We start from the raw sequence: 22549 nt of genomic DNA, 5'->3' as shown, positions 1-22549 counted from the left end.
ATTAGGCCGCCGCGAGCCGCGGCTGCTGCCAGAGCGGCAATTGCATCCGCACGATCAGTCCATGGGGGCTGCGGTCGTGCAGCGACAGCTCGCCGCCATGGGCGATCGCGATCGCGCGCGCGATCGACAAGCCGAGCCCGAAGCCGGTGGACTCGTCCATGGTGCGCGCATCGTCGCCGCGCACGAACGGCTCCAGCATCTCCTGCTTGCGCGCGTCCGAAATGCCGGGGCCGTCGTCCTCGACGTCGATGACGAGCGTGGTGTGCGATATGTCGAGGCGGATCGTCACCTCGGCGCCGAACCGCACCGCGTTCTCGACGAGATTGGTGATGCCGCGATGCAGATCCTCGGGCCGCGCGGCGGCGGTCGCGGACGCCGGCCCGTCGTAATGCACGACATGGCCCATGTCGCCGAACTGGTCGGCGACGAGTTGCAGCGTGCTGGCGATGTCGACCAGCGTCACCGCCTCGACCTTGCGGTCGTTGCGCAGCAGCGACAGCACACTTTCCAGCATCGATCGCATCTGGTCGAGATCGATCAGCATGCGCTTGCGGTTGCCTTCGTCCTCGATGAACTCGGCGCGCAGGCGCAGCCGCGTGATCGGCGTGCGCAGATCGTGGCTGATCGCGGCCAGCATCCGGGTGCGGTCCGACATCAGCCGCGCGATCCGCTCGTGCATGCGGTTGAGCGCACGCGCCACCGAACGGATCTCCTCGGGGCCGCGCTCCGGCAGCGGCTCCGCTCCGCCGTCGACGCTGAAATTCTCGGCGGCCTTGGCGAAGGACGATAGCGGCGCCGCCAGCGCGCGCGCCGCCCACAGCCCGAGTACGCTGACGCAGATGAAAGCGGTCATCAAAGCCATCAGCCACGGGCCGCCCCAGAACCATGGCCGCGGCCCGCCCTCGACGCGTCCGGCGATCATGGTGCCGTCAGGCAACTCGACGCCGACGCGCGATCCGGTACCGCTCGGGGTCAGAAGCACGGCCTTGTAGTCGCGTCCGAGATGACGGCGCATCCCGTGCAGGTGCTGGTTGTCGTTCTCCTCGACGCTTGCTGAGCCGGGCGCGAGTATTTCGATGCCGAGCTTGGGGAAGGCGCGCGCGAGATCGGCGACCAGGCGCGGACGCTCGCCGGCCTCGGCCGAACCGAGCAGCAGCGCGGCATCGGTCAGCTGATGCGCGTCGTCCGGCGGCGTGTCGGAGCGGTCCGGCCGGCTGATCAGGAACGCGGTGGTGACGACGAGATGGAGCGCGACGGTCGAAGCCAGCACCAGCGCGGCGATCTGCCCGCCGATTCCCTTGAGGTGAAAGAACCCGAACGACTTCATCGTCGGCGTCCCCTTCAACTGCTCAGGGGCGCCGCAACCACTTCAGTGCCTGCCGTCAGAGGGCTCGCAGCCTGCGTTCTCGGCGTGAACAGATAGCCGCCAGAGCGGACCGTCTTGATGAGGATGGGATCGGCCGGATTGGGCTCGATCTTGCGGCGGATGCGGCTGACCAGCACGTCGATGGACCGTTCGAACGATCCGGTGTTGCGCCCTTGGGTGAGGTCGAGCAGGCTGTCGCGCGACAGCACGCGGCCGGGCCGTTCGCAGAACGTGCGCAACAGATCGAATTCGGCGCTGGTCACCGCGACGCGGGCGCCTTCGGGATTGCGCAGCTCGCGCAGGCGCAGGTCGATGCGCCAGCCTTCGAACACGAGCGTGGAGGCGCCTTCGATCGAACTGGCCGCTCGAGCCGCGGCCTGGCGGCGCAGCACCGCGTTGATGCGGGCGAGCAGCTCGCGCGGGTTGAACGGCTTCGGCAAATAGTCGTCCGCACCCATCTCGAGGCCGACGATACGGTCGACGTCCTCGCCGCGCGCGGTCAGCATGATGATCGGCGTCTGCGCCTCGGCACGCACCTTGCGGCACAGGCTGAGACCGTCTTCGCCGGGCAGCATGACGTCGAGGATGATCAGGTCGATGCGATGATCGGCCATGGCGCGCGACATCTCGCGGCCGTCGCTCACGGCGGTGACGTTGCAGGCGTTGTTGCGCAGGTACTTCGCAATCAATGTCCGGGTTTCGCGATCGTCTTCGACGACCAGGATGTTGGGATTGGGAATGGCCATGCGCTTTGTTTGTCCAAGATTCGGGCCAAATGGCGAAGATTTTTGTTTCGGATTGTTTCTCCCTGGCTTTCCGCAACAAACGGCAATCGCCGGGTTGCGGAGCGGCAAGGTCTCGTTAAGGCCGTTAACCATACCGTGGCGTGGTCCGCGACGAAACCCCGCAAAATCCACGGAGCCATCATGACCTCGATTTCGGCGGCCTCCGCCGGCAACCACCAGTCGCCGCTGCAGCGGCTGCAGCAGGAATTGCAATCGGAAGTGTCCGCCGGCACGATCTCGTCGTCGGACCAGTCGGCGCTCTCGACGGCACTGACCGACATCGACACCGCACTCCAGCAGAGCCGGTCGAGCGACCAGTCAAGCGGCACGCGCCCCTCCAAGGACGACGTGCAGGCGAAGATCGACGACCTCATTTCGAACCAGGTGTCGAACGGGACGCTGACCTCGGATCAGGCCGAGGAGCTGAAGAATGTGTTTCAGTCCGCCTTCGCGGGCGGTCCGGGCGGGGCGGGCGGCCCCGGTGGTGCAGGCGGACCTCCGCCCGGTCCGCCGCCGGACGACAGCTCTTCGGATTCGGCGTCATCCACGGACTCGACCAGCAGCACGTCGACCGATGCCACCACGGCCGAGATTCTCCAGCAGTTCCTTCAGGCGCTGCAGCAGTCGCAATCGTCGAGCTCGTCCTACGGCGCCAACGGCGGCTCGTCCGGCAATTCCGACTTCTCCGCGCTTCTGATCGACTACAAGAGCTGACCCTGAGCGACGCGGGTCGGCGCGGGTCCTCGCCGCGATCGTGCTTCACCCAGGGCGCATGATCGCAGGCGGGGAACCGTGCGCCGCAAAATGTTCCTGGGTGACGCAGGAACAGTCCTCGCAAAGAACAGTCCTTGCAAAATTGTCGCGCTCGCGCATTGCGCGACGAAATTGCGGCGCGCACGGAACTGCGGGTGATCATCGCTGTTTCCTCCACACGAGTTTTCGTGAAGGAGAGGACAACATGATGAAATCGATCGCCGCCGGTCTTGCCGGCACCGCACTGCTAGCTACCGTTGCGTTCGCACAATCGCCGACCGCGACCACCGACAAGACGCCTGCCGCGGCCACCACCGCCACGACGACCACCACGACGGCGTCGGGCCAGTGGCGCACCTCGAAGATGGACGGCCTGAAGGTCTACAATGACGCCAACGAGAACATCGGCACGATCAGCGACCTCTTGATGGACAAGAGCGGCGACATCAAGATCGCCGTGATCGGTGTCGGCGGCTTCCTCGGCTTGGGCGAGCATCTGGTCGCCGTGCCCTACGAGAAGCTGAAGTTCGTCAACGAAGCGGTGGCTTCGACCACTACCACCAAGCCGGCGACGACGACCACCACGACGGGCGCCGCGACCGGCACTGAAAAGACCACGACGATGGCCCCGGCCGCTTCGACTACGTCGTCGACCTCGAAGTGGTACCCGGACCACGCCGTGTTCAATGCGACCAAGGACGAGTTGAAGAACATGCCCGAGTTCAAGTACTCGGAGTAATGCGGCTTCCAACCGCCTGAACGAGGCGCGCCCGGTTTTCACCGGGCGCGCTGGCGTGTGTTTTCTTACCTCGCCCCGCTTGCGGGGAGAGGTCGCACGGTGCGTCACCGCTCAGTGCGTCACCAGCGGACAGCCGCCCTTGTCGAGGGGCCGGAACGCCTCGTCGCCCGGCACGGTGGCGATCAGCTTGTAGAGGTCCCACTCGCCCTTGGATTCCTCGGGCTTCTTGACCTCGAACAGATACATGTCGTGGACCATGCGGCCGTCGATGCGGATCTTGCCGTTCTTGGCGAAGAAGTCGTTAACCGGCGTGGCGCGCATCTGCGCCATCACCTTCGGCGCCTCGTCGGTCTTGATGGCGTCGATCGCCTTCAGATAATGCATGGTCGCCGAATAGAGCCCGGCCTGGATCATGGTCGGCATATGGCCGACCTTCTCGTTGAAGCGCTTGGAGAAGGCGCGGGTCTCATCGTTCATGTCCCAGTAGAAGGCGTCGGTGACGATCAGGCCCTGCGTCGCCTTGATGCCGAGCGAATGGGTGTCGGTGATTTCCTGCAACAGCGCGATCATCTTCTGGCCGCCCTGGGTCAGGCCGAACTCGGACGCCTGCTTCAACGCATTGGTGGTGTCGCCGCCGGCATTGGCCAGCGCGACCACCTTGGCCTTCGAGGCCTGGGCCTGCAGCAGGAATGAGGAGAAGTCCGACGAATTGAGCGGATGGCGGACCTCGCCGAGCACCTTGCCGCCGCTTTCCTTGACCACGTTGGCAGCGTCGCGCTGCAGCGCCATGCCGAAGGCGTAGTCGGCGGTGATGAAGAACCAGGTGTCCTCGCCGCGCTTGACCATCGCCTTGCCGGCGACGTTCGACAGCGCATAGGTGTCGTAAGTCCAGTGCACGGTGTTGGGCGAGCAGGCGGTGCCGGTGATGTCTGACGAGCCGCCGCCGGAATTGATGTTGATCTTGTTCTTCTCGCGCGTCAGTGCCGAGACCGGCAACGCCACCGAGGACGTCGGCACGTCGAAGATCGCATCGACCTTGTCGTTGTCGTACCAGTTGCGAGCGATGTTGACGCCGACATCGGGCTTGTTCTGGTGATCGGCGGCAACCACCTGTACGGGCTTGCCCGCAACCTTGGCGCCGTAATCGGCGACCGCCATCTCGACGGCGGCGAGCGAACCCTTGCCGGTCGCGTCCGCATAGAGGCTCGACATGTCCGTCAGCACGCCGATCTTGACCACGTCGTCGGAAATCTGCGCCTGCGCGGTGCCGGACGTAGCGGCAAGGGCGAGACCGGTCGCGAGGGTGGCGATGAGTTTTTGCATGGTTGTTCTTCTCCCTGTGTGTTGTTGTTTGGGCTTTGTTGAGGGGAGTGTTCTAACCGCAATCGGTCGCGGCAGTTAATGCAAAGATGCGTGAGGGGGTGGAGAAATAAGCAGGGGCGGCGGTGTTTCCTTTGCCTCTCCCCGCAAGCGGGGAGAGGGGAAGTTATCAGCCGCCACCCTTGAGCCGTTCGTTGCGCCGGCGCAAGCCTTCCAGCGTCGCGAGGAGGATGACCGACACCGTCGTCAAAATGACCGCCGCGGCCGTGATGGTCGGGCTGATGTTCTCGCGGATGCCGCTGAACATTTCGCGCGGCAGGGTGCGTTGTTCCGGACCTGCCATGAACAGCACGATCACGACCTCGTCGAAGCTGGTCGCGAAGGCGAACAGCGCGCCTGAGGCGAGGCCGGGCAGGATCAGCGGCAGGATCACGCGGCGGAACGCGTAGATTGGCGAGGCGCCGAGCGAGGCGGCGGCGCGCGCCAGATTGGTGTCGAAGCTCTGCAGGGTCGCGCCGACCGTGATCACCACGAAGGGCGTCGCCAGTGCGGTATGGGCCAGGATCAGGCCGAGATAGCTGCCGGTCAATCCGATCGGCGCGAAGAAGAAATACAGGCCGACCGCGGTGATGACGCCGGGAACCACGACCGGGGACAGCACGAACGCGAGCACGAGCGGTTTGAACCGGCTCTTCCATTGCGCGAGGCCAAGCGCGGCCAGCGTGCCGAGCACCATGGACAGCGCCGTCGAGGCGACGCCGATGATCATGCTGTTCTTCAGCGCGTTCATCCAGCGCGGCGAATTGATGAAGTCGTCGTACCAGCGCAACGACAGGCCGGGCAGCGGATAGGTCAGGTACGAGCCCGAGCTGAAGGACAGCGGCATGATCGCCAAAATTGGCGCGATCAGGAAGATGAACACCAGCGTGGAGACGACGATGGTCGCGGTCCACGCGATGCGCTGGCTGGGCGTGCGCAAGGAAGCATTGTCGCTCAATTTTTCATGCCTCCCGTGACCTGCTGGCCCCGCACCAGCTTGCCGTAGAGGAGCGCCAGCAGAAGGGTGGCCAGCAGCAGCACCGCCCCGAGCGCCGAAGCGAGTCCCCAATTGGCGGTTTCGGTGGTGTAGAGCGCGATGAAATAGCTGATCATCTGATCGGCGGCACCGCCGACGAGTGCGGGTGTGATGTAATAGCCGAGCGCGAGAATGAAGACGAGCAGGCTTCCCGCGCCGATGCCGGGTAGCGTCTGCGGCAGGTAGATCCTCAAGAAGGCCGTGACCGGCGGCGCGCCGAGCGAGGCGGCGGCACGCATGTAAGCCGGCGAGATCGCTTTCATGCTGCTGTAGAGCGGCAGGATCATGAACGGCAGCAGCACGTGGGTCATCGCGACGCAGACACCGAAGCGATTGTAGATCAGCCGCAGCGGCTGGTCGATGATGCCGAGCCAGTGCAGGCTGTCATTGACGACGCCCTTGCTCTGCAACAGCACGATCCAGGCGCAGGTGCGGACCAGCAGTGATGTCCAGAACGGCAGCAGGACGAAGATCATCAGCAGGTTCGATCTGGCAGGCGGCAGCGTCGCCAGCAGGTAGGCCACCGGAAAGCCAAGCATCAGGCAGAGGACGGTGACGCTGAGACTGATGACGAAGGTGCGGGTGAAAACCTCGCGGTAGATCGCCTGGTCCGGCGGGGCTGCGATGATTGCGCCGTCGACGTTCCGCGTCAGGTCGAGCGCGGACAAAAGGTAGAAGCCGGTGATGGGACCGCCGGCGTCCTTGATCGTCGTCCATGTCGCGCGTTCGCGCCAGGCCGCATTGATCTTGCCCAGCGTCTCCTTCGCGACTCCTCGCTCCGGCGCGGCCTTCAGGTTGCGTGCCGTGCTGGTCAGGATCGTGCGAAAGCCGTTCAGCGTGTAGTTCAGCCGCTTGGCTGCGATCGCGATGGTGCCGGCGGCGCGCGCCGCCAGGACGTCGCTTGCGAGCGCAGCAAAGGCGTCTTCATTCGGCAGGTCCTTGCCGTCCCAGCTGGCGAGAGCCGCGACCGTTTGCGGCAGAAGCTGGCGCACCTCCCGGTCATCGACCGCGCGCCACAGCATGCCGGCGATGGGGCCTGCGAAGGTGAAGAGCAGGAAGACGAGAAGCGGCAGCACCAGCGCCAATGCCTTGACCTGGCGGGCGCGCTCAGCACGCCTCAATCGGCGCTTGAGCGGCACTTCGGTCGACGCATCGGCGCCGGCTAGAGAAGCTCTTGTCATGGAGTGAGCCCCTCGGAGCGGCCCGAGCAAGCGCCTCGTCCTTCGAGACGACCGCTTCGCGGTCTCCTCAGGATGAGGCTCTTCGACGACGGTGCCCGTAGAGTCACTGCCGCAAACTCAGACCTCATCCTGAGGGCCCGCCGTAGGCGGGCGTCTCGAAGGATGCGCCGCGGGCGCGCTATCTGCCACGTCGTTGCCTCAGCGCCCATTTCAGCCGCGCGCTATTTCGCGGCCCATTTGTTGAAGCGCTCGGTCAGGCGGTCGATGTTCTCGAGCCAGAAGGCAACGTTGATCTCGACCGCGTTCTTGATGTTGTCAGGCGCTGTCGGCAGGTCCTTCAGAACGGCGGGGGCGAGCTTGGCGGCTGCGTCCTTGTTCGAGGTGCCGTAAGAGATATTCTCCGACAGTTTCGACTGGTTCTCCGCCTTGCCGACGAAGTCCAGGAATTTGTAGGCGGCGTCCTTGTTCGGGCTGCCCTTGAGGATGACCCAGCTGTCGAGCGTGAACAGCGCGCCATCCCACACCATGCCGAAGTTCTTCTTCTCGTTCTTGTTCGCGGTGTCGATGCGGCCATTGTAGACCGATGTCATCGTCACCTCGCCGGAGGCGAGCAGTTGCGGCGGCTGGGCGCCGGCCTTCCACCAGACGATGTCGCCCTTGATGGTGTCGAGCTTCTTGAAGGCGCGCTCGATGCCCTCGTCGGTCGCCAGCACCTTGTAGACGTCCTTCGGCGCGACGCCGTCGGCCATCAGTGCGATCTCGAGCGTGGTCTTCGGGCCCTGACGCAGGGCGCGCTTGCCCGGAATCTTCTTGGTGTCGAAGAAGTCGGCCCAGCCCTTCGGGGCCTCCTTCAGCTTGTCCTTGTCGTAGCCGAGAACGAAGTCGTAGAGGATGGCGCCGACGCCGCAGGGATTGACGGACGGCGGGATGTAGGCGGCCTCGCCGCCGATCCTGGTGTAGTCCAGCTTCTCGAACAGGCCTTCCTCGCAGCCGACTGCGAGTTCGTCGCTCTCGACCTGGACGACGTCCCAGGTGGCGGCGCCGCCTTGCACCTTGGCGCGCAGCACGCCGACGCCGCCGTCCCAGGACTCGTCGTTCATGGCAATTCCGACCGCCTTCTTGAACGGCTCAAAATAGACCTTCTTCTGGGCATCCTGATAGGCGCCGCCCCACGACACGATCGTGAGATCACGCGCGTGCACGACCGTGGCCAGCGCGGCGCTGGCGGCGAAGGCCGCGGTGAAACCCAGAGCAATCTGGCCAATCTTGCGCTTCAGCATGGTCCTTGTTCCTTCTTAATCTGCGTTGAGTTCGATCGCCGGGTCAGACCGGATCGAGGGCGAGGCAGTCCTCGGGGCGAAAGGTGACGAACACGTCTGCACCATGTGTCAGGCTGTCATGCGCGCCCGGCTGAAGCTTGACCATGAACTCGGCATTCCCCGAGACATCGAGCACGGCCAGCGCGTGGTCGCCGAGATAGATGGTGTTCTGCACCTTGGCCGGCAGCCGGTTCGGTCCGTCACTGGAGTTGCCGTTCGGGACGATGGCGATCCGCTCCGGCCGTACCGACAGGGACGTCGACGCGCCTGCGCCTGACACATTGATCGCCCGTGCGGTGACGGTGCCGCCGCCAGCCAGCGCGACGCGGCAATAGTCCTTGTCCACCGTCTCGACGGTGCCGGCCAGCACGTTGTTCTCGCCGATGAAATGGGCGACGAAGCTGTTCACCGGATGCTCATACAGCGCGTCGGGCTTGTCGATCTGCTGCACGATGCCGTCGTTGAACACGGCGATGCGGTCCGACATCGTGAGCGCTTCACTCTGATCGTGGGTGACGTACACGACGGTGATGCCCATCGTCTCGTGCAATTGCTTGATCTCCAATTGCATCTGTTCGCGCAGGCGCTTGTCCAGGGCGCCCAGCGGCTCGTCCATCAGCACGAGCTGCGGATTGAAGACCAGCGCGCGGGCCAATGCCACGCGCTGCTGCTGGCCGCCGGACAGCTGCCCGGGCCGCCGGTGCGCCAGGGTTTCCATCTTGATCATGCGTAACGCCGAACCTACGCGCTCCTGCACGTCCGCCTTGCTCGTGTTGCGAACGGATAGCGGGAATGCGATGTTCTCCGCGATCGTCAGGTGCGGAAACAGGGCATAGTTCTGGAACACCATGCCGATGTCGCGCTTGTGCGGCGGCATGTTCTTGATCGGCCGGCCAGCGAGGTAAATCTCGCCTTGGGTCGGAACCTCGAAGCCGGCCAGCATCATCAGCGTGGTCGTCTTGCCCGAGCCCGAAGGGCCGAGCAAGGTGATGAACTCGCCCTTCCTGATGTCGAGATCGAGGTTCTTCACCACGAGATGCTCGCCATCATAGGTCTTCTGAATGCCGGAAAAGCGTACCAGTGCCGGCGCAGGCGTGACCATGCCGGCTTCCATGTTGACCTCGACTTGCCGCTACAATGCTGTCAGCACCCTCGTTCGAGGTTGCCGAGCGGCAGCTTAGCAGCCTCGGGCGAGAATGCCAGCGGTGCGCGAGGGAGGGGCATTCGCTTCCGGTGCGCATATGACAAGCGGCGGCAGCTGCGCGCACGCCTCGTCCTTCGAGACGGCGCTGACGCGCCTCCTCAGGATGAGGCTGATGAGCATGCGTGCTCGTCGAAACTGGTGCCGCACATTCCGTCCTCATCCTGAGGGCCCGCCGAAGGCGGGCGTCTCGAAGGATGGCAGCAGGGAAAGGCTCTCGATACGATAGCAAGGCGAAGGCGCGCTACATCCCCGATAGCTTGCTCACAAACACATTCAGCGAGCCGCCGGCTTCCGCGACCACGCGCAGCGTCTTGGAATCGAAGGCGATGTCGGCCAGCGTCAGGCTGTCGATTTTGGCGTCGACCTTGACGCCGTCCTCGCTTTTCTGGAAGTCGGCGATGACGCCGGCGATCTTCTCGCGCGCGTTGGCGGCGATCGGCTTCAGGTCGAGCGTGGCCCTCTGCAGCAGTGCCTGCTGCATCTGCGGCACCACCGCGCGCGCCGCCGCGCCAAGCAGTCCGAAGGCCGCTTCGGACTCGACCGCGAGCTGGATGTCGGTGAGCCGCAGCGTCTGCTGCGCCTGGTCGAGCACCGGCCGGCCCCAGATGTGCACGGTCGCCTCGGCGCCGAGACCGAGCCAGCTCTTCTTTTCCTTGGCGCGCACCAGCAGCGAGATCAGCAGGCGTTCGCCCGACGGGACCACGTTGACACTCTTGACGGTGACGTCGACCGGGCCGGAGCCGTCCTCGGGATAGGTGCGGCCGACCATCTGCGCGGCGATCAGCTTGTTGATCTCGGTGAAGGGCACGTCGATGGGCACGCCAATGTTCACGCCCGTGCCGGTCGGCGGCACGATCGAGATCTTGTCGGGGAACGGGCAGTCCGGCTTGGTCTGCGTCGACGTCACGCGCGTCTCCGCTTCCAGGCCCATCAGCAGCGTCACGGCCTGGGCATCGACCCGCGGCTGCGCGGCGATGGCACGGATCGGCTTCATCTCCAGCCAGAGCGGCGGCAGTGCGGCCGAGCCCTGCAGCGGGATCGAGCGGCAGGCCTTGGCCCATTGCAGCTTCGCGTTCTCGCGCAGGCCCGGATCGTTGCGGATGCGCTCGGAGACGATGTTGATCTGCTCGCCGACATTCTTGTCGATCAGCGGCTTCACCTGTGCGGGCACGTTGACCTTGGCGCCGGCGACGTTGAGGTTGGTATCGCCGAGATTGACCTGGGCGCCGAGATTGGGCTCGAGATGCCAGTTGGCCGCGATCTTCGGGCGCGAGGTGACGATGACGTTGCCCCTGATCTCGGCGCTGGCGTTCAAATTCTTGATGTTGACGGCGCCGATCCGTTTCGCCGCGTCACCGCCGAGCACGCTGCCGAGCGCGTCGCCGAGGGCGCCGGTGGCTTTCGAGGACAGCGAGCCCGTCACGTTCAGCTTGCCGTTGAGCGGCGTCGAGATCGTCAGCACGTCCTTGTCGCCGGCAGCCGCCATTGGTCCGCGCACGGCGGTCCAGCCGATGTCGGCGTTCTCCAGGATCTGCGAGATCGGGTTGTCGGCCTTGCCCGCGAAATTGCGCGGCGCGGCCTTCTCGGCCTGGTCGCGGATCGCCGACAGCGCGATGGCGACCGGCGCGATCACGATCGAGCTCTTCGACGCCGGCGGCAGCGGCGGCAATTGCGCCACGGGTGGTGCCGAATTCGTCGCGCGCGGCGACAGCAAGTCCATCGCCTTCAAGCTGATGAAGAACGACGCCGCGAGCACCGCGACGGCGATCATGATGGTCTTCAGATTCAACGTCAGTCGCATCGATCCCCCAGGCCGCCCCGGCAGGGATTCTACAGGGCAGGCGAGGAGGGCGCTAGAGCGCACCGATGGGGTGGAATTGGGGCGAATGGGTTAACGGCGGCTACCGATCGTTGCTGCGCATTCAGACCATCGCCGCGGGCTAGCCGCGCCGGGGGCGGCGGACCGCTCTCACATTGCCGTTCGCACCGCCGCCGCAGAAGAAGCGGTCGCCGCCGTCGGACTCCAACCCTGACACCATGGTCCCGGCAGGCAGGTCGAGCTGCTCGAGCACCTTGCCCGTGTCAGGGTCGATCCGCCTGATATCGCTGTCCTCGCCTTCCCAGGTGCCGTGCCAGAGTTCTCCGTCGACCCAGGTCACCCCGGTCACGAAGCGCTTGCTCTCGATGGTGCGAAGGACCTTCCCCGTATCCGGATCGACCTGGTGGATCTTGCGCTCGCGATATTGCCCGACCCACAGCGAGCCTTCGGCCCAGGCCAATCCGGAATCTCCACCGCCGCCCGGCGCCGGAATGCTGGTGAGCACTTTGCCTGAGGCGGCGTCGATCTTCTGGATGCGATCCTCGGCGATCTGGAACAGGTGCCGGCCGTCGAACGCGGTGCCCGCATGGGCTGCGACATCGAGGGAGCGCGCGATCTTGCCGCTCTCCGGATCGACCGCATTCAATTTGTCGCCGGATGCGAACCAGACATGGCTGCCGTCATAGGTGACGCCATGCACGGCGTCGACGCCGGCAAAAGGTCCGTACTCCCTGACGATCTCGGCGGCTGAACGCTTCATGTGCTAACTCCCTGCGATGTGCTCCTACCTTACGTCTTCAGGAGCGGTCCCGGGAGTAACAAGCCTGTCGGGAAACCCGGGACGGGCGGCATCATCCAGCGCCGCGCCCGCCCATGTCCGAACGACTGCACCTTGTTCGATCGCGCCAGCTCGTCGAGCGCCCGCTGCACCGTGCGCGCGCTGGTCCCGAGCGCCAGCGCGAGCGCCGAGCTCGACCACGGCTCGCCGTCGGAGAGGAAGGCGAGGACAGCCGCGTGTTTCTCCTCGACGGGCCGCGCCAGCACCACGACCTGCCGCGTCTTGCGCGGTGTCAGCGCAAAACCCTGCTTCGTCGCGGCCACATCGGCGAATGGCTTGAGCTTGGCGCGGAGCCGGCCGATCTCCACCCGCAGGCGCGCGCGGTGCGATTCATCGACGTGTCTCGCCCGAAACGCCCCTGCCATCAGCGCCTCGCGCGTGACGTCCGCGGGCCAGGCCTGCGCCAGGATGCGAGCGAGCGCGAACAGCACGGGGCGGGTCCCGAGCGATACGATCGTGCTCCGCCTGCGCACCGAATGATGGAAAGTGTCCACGACGAGCGCGTCCGAAGCCGCGAGCTCTTCGACCTGCTCCAGCAGCAACGGACGTTCGTCGCCACGCGTGATCAGGCGCGCTGCGGGCGTATCGAGCACGCGGTTCGTGCTCTCGACCTCGGCTGTGAGCCCAGGGATGCCTGCCAGGCTCGCTGCGCGAGCCGCCCGGGCAAGCGCCGCGCGCGCGTCTTTGGTTCTGAGCCGCCGTATTGCGATGCCGGCGACCACGAGCTCGCGGACGACCTGCGGGGCAGGCGGCAGCGGGGAGGGGCCGAGCTCGGCGAGGATACGTTCGGCTTCGTCGAGCTGTCCCACGAGAAGGAGGCGGCGTGCCTCGATGTGGCCTGCATGCGTGGCATTGGCGACATCGCCGTGCTTTTCGAGCGTCGCCCGTGCCGCCGCGAGCATTTTCGCAGGCCGGCCGAGATCGCGCGAGACCAGCGCAATCTCGGCTTCGGCCACCACGCATCTCGCGCGCGCCACCGCCTCGCGCGGACCGAACGCGCGCGCGGCGCTTCGCAGCAGCGTCTTCGCCTTTGCGAGGTCGCCGAGCTGCGCCATCGCGATGCCGCGCAGCGCCAGCGACGGTGCGTCGTTGCGCAACGCGACGCGGTTCAGCGCGCCGAGCGGATCGCCGGCCTCCAGCGCACGCGCTGCGGCATTGATCAGCGACTCCATGTCAATCCCGCCACACTTGTTACTCCCACCGCGCAACCGCTTGGTGCCAGAAATCGTTGGCAGGACGTCGAGCAAGAGGTTTGGAGAGCCATGATGACATCAATAGACAACGCAGGGACGAACGGACAGAGCGCCATGCAGACACCGCCGGTGGTGTCGCCGCAGGACTGGGAGGCCGCCCGTCAGCAACTGCTCGTGAAGGAAAAGGCGCATACCCGTGCCCGCGATGCCCTGGCCGCCGAGCGCCGGCGCATGCCGTGGATGGAAGTTGCCAAAACCTATGCGTTCGAGGGGCCCGGCGGCAAGGTCAGCCTGCTCGACCTGTTCCAGGGCCGGCGGCAGCTGATCGTCTACCGCGCCTTCTTCGAGCCCGGCGTGTTCGGCTGGCCCGATCACGCCTGCCGGGGCTGCTCCATGGTGGCCGACCAGGTCGCCCATGTCTCGCATCTGAATGCCCGCGACACCACGCTGGTGTTCGCCTCGCGGGCGCCGCAGGCCGACATCATCAGGCTGAAGAAGCGGATGGGCTGGACCATGCCGTGGGTCACGATCACCGACAGCTTCGACGCCGATCTCGGCGTCGACGAATGGCATGGCACGAACGTGTTCTACCATGACGGGACGCGCATCTTTCGCACCTATTTCGTCAAGAGCCGCGGCGACGAGCAGATGGGCGGCACCTGGAACTATCTCGATATCACCCCGCTCGGCCGCCAGGAGGTCTGGGAGGATTCGCCGAAGGGCTATCCGCAGACGCCGACCTACAAATGGTGGAACTGGCACGACAGCTATACGGAAGGTGCTGCGCCCGACAAGAAATGGGTCGAGATATCCGATGCCGGCGAGAAGGCCTTTCGCGAGGAGGCCGCGGAAGGGCGTGACTAGTCCCGCAAGCATGGCGGCCGGCGCGAGCCGCGACAGCGTGGCGGCCGCGCGCCGCCTCGCCAGATGGCTGGCGTTAGCGGCCACGCCGACCTTCGCGATCATGGCCGTGCTGACGGCCATGATCGGTAACGGCCCGACGGACATGCTGTGTGCCGCTGGGCAGGGGTCAATGCTCGGTGGGATGGTGCCGATGTATCTGCTGATGAGTGCGTTTCATTCAGCAGCGTGGCTGAGGCTGATCTCCGAGCGGCTGCCGTCGGAGTGAACGCCTCGTCCTTCGAGACGACCGCTTCGCGGTCTCCTCAGGATGAGGCTAACTGGCAGCTGCAACTTGGTGCAAGTGCTTCCGACTAACCGGCTGCCACACGCTCCGCCCTCATCCTGAGGAGCCCGCCGCAGGCGGGTGTCTCGAAGGATGCGCCGCGATTTCCAACGCAAGCCAAAGCGTTTGCGTCAGGGACGCTATTGCCCGCCCGTCGCCTGCAGATACGCAGCCACCTTGGCGGCCTCCTCCGCCGAGATGCCGCCATAGGGCTGCATCTTGTTGCCCGACACCACCTCGTCGGGCTTGACCATGAAGCGCGTGAGCTTGTCCTGGTCCCAGACGAAACCGGCATCCTTCATCGCGGACGAATAATTGTAGTCCGGCAGCGAGCCGGCCTTGCGTCCCAAGATCTTGTTGAGATTGGGGCCAAGGCGGTTGTCGCCTTCCTTCACGGAATGGCAGGTGCGGCAGGAATTGTTGAAGGCCTGGTGGGCTGCCTCGTCGCCCGCAGGCTGCTGCGCGAGCGAGGAGGGAGTGGAGAGAAGCAGTGTCACCGCTCCGGCGGCCGCGATCGTGCGCAGCCATGAACTTCGTGGCGTCTGCAGGCGTGATTGCATCTGCGCCTCTATCGGAGTTCGCGCCGCAACACGCGAGCGCGCCGGAATGTCGAGGGGCAAACGGAAACGGCCCCGGTAGGTTCCGGGGCCGTTTGCGTCACAATGTCCTGTCGCGTTAGCGCGTCGCGGTTCCGAGCTCGGCTCTCCGTTCCGTCATCGGCAGCACGATCACCTTGGTGCCGACGTTGACGCGGGAATAGAGGTCGGAAACGTCCTCATTGGTCAGGCGGATGCAGCCCGAGGAAACGCGCTTGCCGATGGTGTCGGGGGCGTTGGTGCCGTGGATGCGGTAAATGGTGCCGCCGAGATACATGGCGCGGGCGCCGAGCGGATTGCCGGGGCCGCCGGCCATGTGGCGCGGCAGATAGGGCTGGCGGGCGATCATTTCCGGCGGCGGCGTCCAGGCCGGCCACTCGGCCTTGCGGGTCACCGACTGGGTGCCCGACCAGGTGAAGCCATCGCGGCCGACGCCGATGCCGTAGCGCAGCGCCTGGCCGTTGCCGAGCACGTAATAGAGATAGGTGTTGGGCGTGTCGATGATGATGGTGCCCGGCGCCTCGCGCGTCGCGTAGGCGACGGTCTGGCGGCGGAAGCGCGCCGGCATCTCCACTGCGTCCTGATCGTCGGACGGCTCGGTCTGATAGGTCGGCGCCTGGTAGGGCTGATAGGGCTGGACCGGCTGCGGCGCGGCGAATGGCGGCAGCGGCTGGAAGAAGGGGAAGAGCTGCACTGGCGCGGCCTTGGCTGCACCTGCGAATGCGATTGCGGAGACCGCAACTGCGCCAAAAGCAACGGCGCGCGAAAAAATCCTGAACGTGTCCAGATTGAACATGTGATCGCCCCTGTTTGCTCGGTGGTCTCTGCCACCGCGGCACCATTGCGGTGCTCCGTTGCCTGGATCACTAACGGCAAAACGTTTCGGGACATTTGCGCGGAAAACCGAAAACGGTTTCGTCGCTGAAAGGATTGTTTCATGACAGTTTCGTGGCCGCAGGCTCCCGTTAACGAACAAAACGGTGGGCCGACACTTCTGTGACGTCACACGCTTGAAATATCCTTCGTTGATGGTCGGAAACCGAGAATCATCAAACTCTCGGGATTTCCCCATGCGGGTATTAATCGCGACTGACGCCTGGCATCCCCAGGTTAACGGTGTGGTCCGCACCTTGACCTCGCTGGCAAATGCCGCCAAGGCCCTCGATGTCGAGATCGACTTCCTGACGCCGGACGGCTTTCCGTCCTGGCCGCTGCCGACCTATCCGGGCCTGCGCATCGCGCTGCCGAGCGGAAAGGAGATCGCGCGGCGGATCGAGAAGGCGGCGCCGGATGCGCTCCACATCGCGACCGAAGGCCCGATCGGCTGGGCGGCGCGGGCCTATTGCCGCCGCAACCGGCTGGCCTTCACCACGTCCTACACGACGCGCTTTCCCGAATATGTCGCGGTGCGGACCGGCATTCCCGCTGCCGTCGGTTATGCCGTGCTGCGGCACTTCCACGATGCCGCCGCCATGACCATGGTGGCGACGCCCTCGCTGCGGCAGGAGCTCTCCGAGCGCGGCTTCAAGCGGCTCGGCTTCTGGACGCGCGGCGTCAACACCGAGCTGTTTCACCCCGACTCTCCGGCGCGGCTCGATCTGCCCGGACCGATCTTCATGACCATGGGACGCGTGGCGGTGGAGAAGAATCTCGAAGCGTTTCTTTCGCTCGATCTGCCCGGCACCAAGGTCGTCGTCGGCGATGGCCCGCAAAAGGCCGCGCTCGAGAAGAAATACCCGGAGGTGGTGTTCCTCGGCGAGAAGAAGGGCGCGGATCTCACTGCGCATCTCGCCGCCGCCGACGTGTTCGTGTTTCCGAGCCTGACCGATACGTTCGGCGTGGTACAGCTGGAGGCGCTGGCCTGCGGCACGCCGGTCGCGGCGTTTCCCGTGACGGGGCCCAAGGACGTCATCGCCGATCATCCGATCGGCGCGATCGACCACGATCTGCGGTCCGCGTGCCTGCGCGCGCTCACCATGTCGCGCGAGACCTGCCGCAATTTCGCGCTTGAGCGCTCCTGGGAAAACAGCGCGCGCCAGTTCGTCGGCAACCTCACGTCACTTCAGCCCAGCCGCGTCCTGCGCGCCTCGCCTCGGATGGCGCGGCGGCCGGTGCGCGGCTGATCCATTCTTTGAACCACAGCGAGAACCTCATCGATGGCTAAGATCATGAACCTTGACGGCACCCAGCAGCTCGACCTCACCCGTGGCACGGTCGAGCAGGCTTACGATCGCTGGGCGCCCGTCTACGATCTCGTGTTCGGCGGCGTGTTCGCCAAGGGCCGGCAGGCTGCGATCGCGGCCACCAACAAGATCGGCGGCCGCGTGCTCGAGGTCGGCGTCGGCACCGGCATCTCGCTGCCGCTCTATGCGCCCAACCTGCGCATCTTCGGCACCGACATCTCGGAAGCGATGCTGGACAAGGCGCGCCAGCGCGTCGCCGAGGGCAAGCTGAAGAACGTCGAAGGCCTCGCGGTGATGGACGCCGAGAAGCTCGAATTCCCCGACAACTCCTTCGACGTCGTGATGGCGCAATATGTCGTCACCGCCGTGCCGAATCCGGAAGTCGCGCTGGACGAATTCGCCCGCGTGCTGCGCCCGGGCGGCGAGCTGATCATCCTCACCCGCGTCAGCGCCGATGCCGGCATGCGCCGCTTCATCGAGCAGAAGCTGCAGCCGGTGGTGCGCCCGCTCGGCTTCCGCACCGCCGAGTTCGCCTGGTCGCGCTATGCCAAATGGCTGGCCGGCGCCCATGGGATAGAGCTCGCCGAGCGCCGCCTGATTCCGCCGCTCGGCCATTTCTCGCTGGTGCGCTTCCGCAAGGTCGACGTCGCGAAAGCGGCATGAGCTGAAGCTCGCGCCTCGCGTGCGTCATCGCGCCGCTGCACGTCGTCACATGACAAAATGATGATGTCACACGGCCTACATCGAATCCCTGTAATCCCGTACCCGAAAGCATTTGGGGGAGAGCATGATCAAGAACTATCTCGAGCAGCTGCGGATCCAGCGCTGGGACGACCATCGCTACTATCACCACAGCCGCATCAATCAGAGCCTGCACTTCATCAGCGCGCTGAGCTTTCTCTTCGCCTATGTCTGGCTGTTCATCGATCCCGTCGTCTCCGCGCTGGTGGGATGGCTGGTCTCGATGACCTCGCGCCAGGCCGGTCATTTCTTCTTCGAGCCGCACGGCTACGACCACGTCAACCAGGCCACCCACGAGCACAAGGAAGAGATCAAGGTCGGCTACAACCTTCAGCGCAAGGTGGTGCTGATGGCGATCTGGGCGGCTTCGCCGCTGGTGTTGTTCGCCGATCCCACACTGTTCGGCCTGTTCACCCCCTGGGCGACCGCGACCGACTTCATGCGGCAGGTTGCCAAGATCTGGCTCGTGGTCGGCGGCGGCGGTCTGCTGTTCCGCACCGTGCACCTGTTCTTCATCCGCGACGTCGAGACCGGCCTCGTCTGGATGACGAAGATCCTGACAGATCCCTTCCACGATCTGATGCTCTATCGCAGCGCGCCGCTCGCCTTGATGCGCGGCGAGCTGATGGACCCCGGTCTGCACCTCAACCCCGAGCACACGCTGGGCCTCATCGGCGAGCCCACGCTCGAAGAGCAGCACGCCTGAGCGCGCCGCTCGCACGATACACTCCGATGTCTGAAGGTTGCGTCATGCCCGGGCTCGTCCCGGGCATCCACGTCTTGGGGGCTTTTTCGCCTTTCCCCGTGTGCGGTCAAACAATCGCACATGGTGCACACAATTCAGCGGCATCGGCAGTGGGCTCCCTCTCCCGCTTGCGGGGGAGGGCTGGGGTGGGGGTGTCTCCGCGTCGGGATTGCAGCAGAGCACTGAGGATGTCCCCGAGCGGTGAGAACCCTCACCCGCCGCGCTCTGCGAGCGCGTCGGCCTCTCCCGCAAGCGGGAGAGGCGGAGCAAGCCCCCGCAGTGTGGCCTCAGCGCCCAAAACGCTTGGCGAGCATCTCTTTCAGGATCTGCCGCTTGATGTTCTTGTCGGTGAGCACGCCGTCGTGCCACCAGAAGCCGTCGGCCTTCATCTTTTCGGCGGCGCGGACGAAGCGCTCGGCGACCTCGGTGAAATCGGCGTCGGTGTAGTTGAGGCTGAAGATCAGCCGTCCCGTGCCGACCCAGCTCAGCGCCAAGCCCTCGGCGCGCAGGTAATATTGCAGCATCCAGTTGTAGCGGGACGGTGTGGTGTATTTCACCGTCCAGATCGACGAGAAGTTTGCGAACCGCACCGGCAGGCCGGCGTCGGTCATCATCTGGTTGAGCCTCTCGGCGCGGCCGTTCCAGGTTTCCTCCAGCCCGTCATAGACAGCGCGGAAATTCGGGCTGGCGAGCCGGCTCAAGAATTCGTCCATCGCCGTCATGACGTAGGGGTGCGAGTTGAAGGTGCCGCGGGCAAAGCAGATGTCGGCGGGACGATCGTCGCGGAAGCGGCGCATCAATTCCTTTTTGCCGCAGACGACGCCGATCGGCAGGCCGCCGGCGAGGCTCTTGCCGTAGGTCACCATGTCGGCCTTGACGCTGAAATATTCCTGGGCGCCGCCGGCAGCGAGACGGAAGCCGACGAAGACTTCGTCGAAGATCAGGACGATGCCGCGCTCGGTGCAAACGTCGCGCAGCCTCGCGAGCCATTCGGTGTAGGCCGCGCGATCGAAATTGCCGCCGCGGGACGAGTCAACCAGCGAGGAATCGCCGGGCGCGTTGCCGTTCGGATGCAGGCCTTGCAGCGGGTTGACCAGCACGCAGGCGATGTCGCGGCGGGTGCGCAGCACGTGCAGCGTCTTCTCCGACATTTCGGCGAGAGTGTAGGTCTCGTGCGCGGCAATCGGATTGCCGACGCCGGGCTGCACGTCGCCCCACCAGCCGTGATAGGCGCCGGCGAAACGAACCAGATGCGTCCGCTTGGTGTGGTAGCGCGCGAGCCGCACCGCCTGCATCACGGCCTCGGTGCCGGACATGTGGAAGGAAACTTCGTCGAGGCCGGAGATCCGGCAGAGCCGCTGCACGTTCTCGAGGATGACGGGATGATAGGGGCCGAGCACGGGACCCAGCGCATGCGCGCGCTTCTCCGCGCCCTCGATGCACTCCTTGTAGAAGTCGTTGCCGAAGATGTTGACGCCGTAGGACCCGGTGAGATCGTACGACGTGTTGCCGTCGACATCGGTGACGGTGACGCCGCTCGAGGAGTCCATGAAGGTCGAGGTGCCCAGATGCTCGCGGACCAGACGCGAGAACTGGAACGGTACGCGGTAGGTTTCGGTGAAGTGCAGGTCGGAGATCTTCTCCGCCGCGTCCTTCGTCATTGCGCGGCCCTTGGGGTAGCGCTCGGCGTAAAGCCTAGCGAGGCGGAAGAACGCGTCCTTGCGCTGCGCCACCACGTCATCAGGCGCGCCGTCGCAGCTGAAATACTTGTCGCCTTCGAACTCGTAGAACGGCAGCAGCTTTGCCACCCGCCGCGACATCTTGGAATGCCCGGCGAGCGAGCGGTGCTTGGCGCGGGACAGTTCGACCCGCGCCTTGATCTTCGGGAAGACGGCGGCAGCAGACGCTGCGGCGGCCACGGACATCGAGAGAATCGGGAGTGTCGTTTCCATGACAACAAGCGCTAATACTGTGAGCTGACAGATTCATGACAGTCAAAGCCCTCATCGCCTCTTTCACCCAGCAGGAAGACCTCAACTTCCTGTTGACCAACCGCATCCCCCGCGCGGCCCTGACCCGCTTCATGGGCTGGTTCTCCAAGATCGAGAATCCGCTGGTGCGGGACGGCTCGATCGCGCTGTGGAAGCTGTTCTCCGACCTCGATCTGTCGGAGGCGCGGAAAGATCATTTCACGAGCCTGCACGATTGCTTCACCCGGGAGCTCAAGCCGGGCCTGCGTCCCTTTGATCCGGATCCGTCCGTTGTCGCCAGTCCGTCGGATGGCATCGTCGGCGCGCATGGCCGGATCGCCGACACCGAACTGTTTCAAGTCAAGGGCGCGCCCTATTCGCTGCTCGACCTGCTCGGCGATTCCGCGCTGGTCGACCAGCACCGCAACGGCTCCTTCGTCACGCTGCGGCTGACCTCGAGCATGTATCACCGCTTCCATGCGCCGTTTGACGTGCATATCGAGCGGGTCACGCTAATCCATGGCGATGTCTGGAACGTCAACCCGATCGCGCTGAAGCGGGTCGAACGTCTGTTCTGCAAGAACGAGCGCGCAGTGATCCGGACGCATCTTTCGACCGGCGAAGCCGTGACGCTGGTGCCGGTCGCCGCGATCCTGGTCGCGAGCATCCGCTTGCACTTCCTCGACATGGTGCTGAACGCGCAGTCCCGCGGACCGGTCAATTTCCCCTGCGACGTCAACGTGACCAAGGGCGAGGAGCTCGGCTGGTTCGAGCACGGCTCGACCATCATCATCCTCGCGCCCGGCGATTTCACCTTCTGCGACGGCATCGCCGAGGGCACGCGCATTCGCGCCGGTCAAGGGCTGTTGAGGAGAAGATAGCCTTCAATCCGCCGTCCCCGCCGCCTATATCCTTGGCGGGGACGATGGATCGACACGGATTTTGGTGATGGCGCGGGCGCCGGTCATGGCGGCGGGTGGTATTGTGCTGCGGCGTGGTGCACCGCCGCTGATCGCGGTCGTGCGCCAGCGCAAGCGCAACGAATGGGTCTTGCCCAAAGGAAAGCTCGACGACGGCGAGACGCCGAAACAGGCGGCGCACCGCGAGGTGCTCGAGGAAACCGGGCATGACGTCGCCATCCATGAATTCCTGGGCACGCTGGTCTACCAGTCGGGCGGGCGTTTCAAAGTCGTGCATTTCTGGCGCATGGAAGCTGAGGGCGGTCCGGTTCGCAAGCTGATGAACGACATCAAGGCGGTCGACTGGCTGACGCTCGACGACGCGCTTGCGCGTCTGTCGCGCGAATATGAGCGCGCCTTCCTGACCCAGATCGGCCCGATCGCGCTTGCAGCAGCGGGGCTGGCGTCGTCCCCCGCGCCCGAGCCGACGTTGACGCTCGCGGCCGACGATATCGACGGAACGCTGCAGACTTTGACGCCGGCCGAAGCCGCCTCCGTCGACGAGCTGCGGCATGGTCTGCTGCAGAAGGTGAAGGCCTGGCTGCGCGGCGAGGCGTGAGTTCGAGCGCGCTGCTCT

The 22549-nt window shown here is 65.2% G+C and carries 22 protein-coding genes; 9 read left to right on the top strand and 13 right to left on the bottom strand.

What is annotated here, in order from left to right; translation table 11 throughout:
• Nucleotide 1: 1 nt before the first annotated feature.
• Both CIT39_RS26985 and CIT39_RS26980 read right to left on the bottom strand, forming a co-directional pair.
• Nucleotides 2–1327, bottom strand: coding sequence for an ATP-binding protein (locus CIT39_RS26985; protein ID WP_094977294.1), 1326 nt, complete (start codon nt 1325–1327; stop codon nt 2–4).
• A gap of 14 nt (nt 1328–1341) precedes the next feature.
• Nucleotides 1342–2112 carry a response regulator gene (locus CIT39_RS26980; protein WP_094977295.1) on the bottom strand — a complete coding sequence of 257 codons (771 nt, stop codon included), beginning with the start codon at nt 2110–2112 and terminating at the stop codon, nt 1342–1344.
• A 180-nt stretch (nt 2113–2292) separates the two neighbouring features.
• Here CIT39_RS26980 and CIT39_RS26975 point away from each other — a divergent pair, with 180 nt between their 5' ends.
• Together CIT39_RS26975 and CIT39_RS26970 are read left to right on the top strand one after the other, a co-directional pair.
• On the top strand, nt 2293–2865 hold the full coding sequence (locus CIT39_RS26975; protein WP_162308704.1) for a hypothetical protein: 573 nt from the start codon (nt 2293–2295) through the stop codon (nt 2863–2865).
• Between the two features lie 244 nt (nt 2866–3109).
• Nucleotides 3110–3643: a PRC-barrel domain-containing protein gene (locus tag CIT39_RS26970; RefSeq protein WP_094977296.1), complete on the top strand. Its 534-nt coding sequence runs from the start codon at nt 3110–3112 to the stop codon at nt 3641–3643.
• Nucleotides 3644–3754: 111 nt separating this feature from the next.
• Here CIT39_RS26970 and CIT39_RS26965 read toward each other — a convergent pair whose 3' ends face one another.
• From CIT39_RS26965 to CIT39_RS26930, 8 genes are all read right to left on the bottom strand, one after another.
• Entirely contained in the window at nt 3755–4966 is a 1212-nt protein-coding gene (locus tag CIT39_RS26965; protein ID WP_094977297.1) for an ABC transporter substrate-binding protein, read from the bottom strand.
• Nucleotides 4967–5132: 166 nt separating this feature from the next.
• Nucleotides 5133–5960 carry an ABC transporter permease gene (locus CIT39_RS26960; protein ID WP_162308703.1) on the bottom strand — a complete coding sequence of 276 codons (828 nt, stop codon included), beginning with the start codon at nt 5958–5960 and terminating at the stop codon, nt 5133–5135.
• A complete protein-coding gene (locus tag CIT39_RS26955) occupies nt 5957–7219 on the bottom strand; it encodes an ABC transporter permease (protein WP_094977298.1) in 1263 nt (420 codons plus the stop codon). The genes CIT39_RS26960 and CIT39_RS26955 overlap by 4 nt, the downstream gene beginning before the upstream one ends.
• 221 nt (nt 7220–7440) lie before the next feature.
• Nucleotides 7441–8499 carry an ABC transporter substrate-binding protein gene (locus tag CIT39_RS26950; RefSeq protein ID WP_094977299.1) on the bottom strand — a complete coding sequence of 353 codons (1059 nt, stop codon included), beginning with the start codon at nt 8497–8499 and terminating at the stop codon, nt 7441–7443.
• A 43-nt stretch (nt 8500–8542) separates the two neighbouring features.
• A complete protein-coding gene (locus tag CIT39_RS26945; protein ID WP_094977300.1) occupies nt 8543–9652 on the bottom strand; it encodes an ABC transporter ATP-binding protein in 1110 nt (369 codons plus the stop codon).
• A gap of 331 nt (nt 9653–9983) precedes the next feature.
• Entirely contained in the window at nt 9984–11543 is a 1560-nt protein-coding gene (locus CIT39_RS26940; RefSeq protein WP_094977301.1) for a DUF4403 family protein, read from the bottom strand.
• 139 nt (nt 11544–11682) lie between these two features.
• Nucleotides 11683–12321: a Vgb family protein gene (locus CIT39_RS26935; RefSeq protein WP_094977302.1), complete on the bottom strand. Its 639-nt coding sequence runs from the start codon at nt 12319–12321 to the stop codon at nt 11683–11685.
• A gap of 29 nt (nt 12322–12350) precedes the next feature.
• The gene (locus CIT39_RS26930) at nt 12351–13571 is read right to left on the bottom strand and encodes a helix-turn-helix domain-containing protein (protein WP_094977303.1); all 1221 of its coding nucleotides are present in this window, start codon (nt 13569–13571) and stop codon (nt 12351–12353) included.
• A gap of 90 nt (nt 13572–13661) precedes the next feature.
• Here CIT39_RS26930 and CIT39_RS26925 point away from each other — a divergent pair, with 90 nt between their 5' ends.
• Nucleotides 13662–14456, top strand: coding sequence for a DUF899 domain-containing protein (locus CIT39_RS26925; RefSeq protein ID WP_094977304.1), 795 nt, complete (start codon nt 13662–13664; stop codon nt 14454–14456).
• Entirely contained in the window at nt 14449–14721 is a 273-nt protein-coding gene (locus tag CIT39_RS26920; protein ID WP_094977305.1) for a hypothetical protein, read from the top strand. The genes CIT39_RS26925 and CIT39_RS26920 overlap by 8 nt, the downstream gene beginning before the upstream one ends.
• A gap of 197 nt (nt 14722–14918) precedes the next feature.
• Here the strand turns inward: CIT39_RS26920 and CIT39_RS26915 are convergent, their stop codons facing one another.
• The gene (locus tag CIT39_RS26915; RefSeq protein WP_162308702.1) at nt 14919–15338 is read right to left on the bottom strand and encodes a c-type cytochrome; all 420 of its coding nucleotides are present in this window, start codon (nt 15336–15338) and stop codon (nt 14919–14921) included.
• 115 nt (nt 15339–15453) lie between these two features.
• A complete protein-coding gene (locus CIT39_RS26910; RefSeq protein ID WP_094977306.1) occupies nt 15454–16170 on the bottom strand; it encodes a L,D-transpeptidase in 717 nt (238 codons plus the stop codon).
• Nucleotides 16171–16444: 274 nt separating this feature from the next.
• Here CIT39_RS26910 and CIT39_RS26905 point away from each other — a divergent pair, with 274 nt between their 5' ends.
• The 3 genes from CIT39_RS26905 to CIT39_RS26895 all read left to right on the top strand — a co-directional run bounded on the left by CIT39_RS26905 (nt 16445) and on the right by CIT39_RS26895 (nt 19004).
• Entirely contained in the window at nt 16445–17497 is a 1053-nt protein-coding gene (locus CIT39_RS26905; protein WP_162308701.1) for a glycosyltransferase family 4 protein, read from the top strand.
• Between the two features lie 33 nt (nt 17498–17530).
• Complete coding sequence (locus CIT39_RS26900; protein ID WP_094977308.1) at nt 17531–18220, top strand: class I SAM-dependent methyltransferase; 690 nt, start codon at nt 17531–17533, stop codon at nt 18218–18220.
• Between the two features lie 124 nt (nt 18221–18344).
• On the top strand, nt 18345–19004 hold the full coding sequence (locus tag CIT39_RS26895) for a hypothetical protein (protein WP_094977309.1): 660 nt from the start codon (nt 18345–18347) through the stop codon (nt 19002–19004).
• Nucleotides 19005–19330: 326 nt separating this feature from the next.
• Here CIT39_RS26895 and CIT39_RS26890 read toward each other — a convergent pair whose 3' ends face one another.
• Nucleotides 19331–20995, bottom strand: coding sequence for an aminotransferase class III-fold pyridoxal phosphate-dependent enzyme (locus CIT39_RS26890; RefSeq protein ID WP_094977310.1), 1665 nt, complete (start codon nt 20993–20995; stop codon nt 19331–19333).
• A gap of 35 nt (nt 20996–21030) precedes the next feature.
• Between CIT39_RS26890 and asd the strand changes: the two genes are divergently transcribed.
• A complete protein-coding gene (gene asd / locus CIT39_RS26885; RefSeq protein ID WP_094977311.1) occupies nt 21031–21894 on the top strand; it encodes an archaetidylserine decarboxylase in 864 nt (287 codons plus the stop codon).
• 67 nt (nt 21895–21961) lie between these two features.
• The gene (locus tag CIT39_RS26880; RefSeq protein WP_094977312.1) at nt 21962–22531 is read left to right on the top strand and encodes an NUDIX hydrolase; all 570 of its coding nucleotides are present in this window, start codon (nt 21962–21964) and stop codon (nt 22529–22531) included.
• Nucleotides 22532–22549: the final 18 nt, after the last annotated feature.

Source organism: Bradyrhizobium symbiodeficiens (assembly GCF_002266465.3).
In the GTDB taxonomy this organism is placed as follows: Bacteria; Pseudomonadota; Alphaproteobacteria; order Rhizobiales; family Xanthobacteraceae; genus Bradyrhizobium; species Bradyrhizobium symbiodeficiens.
The sequence above is the reverse complement of the archived record's forward strand: the minus strand, read 5'-3'. Positions and strand labels throughout refer to the sequence as shown.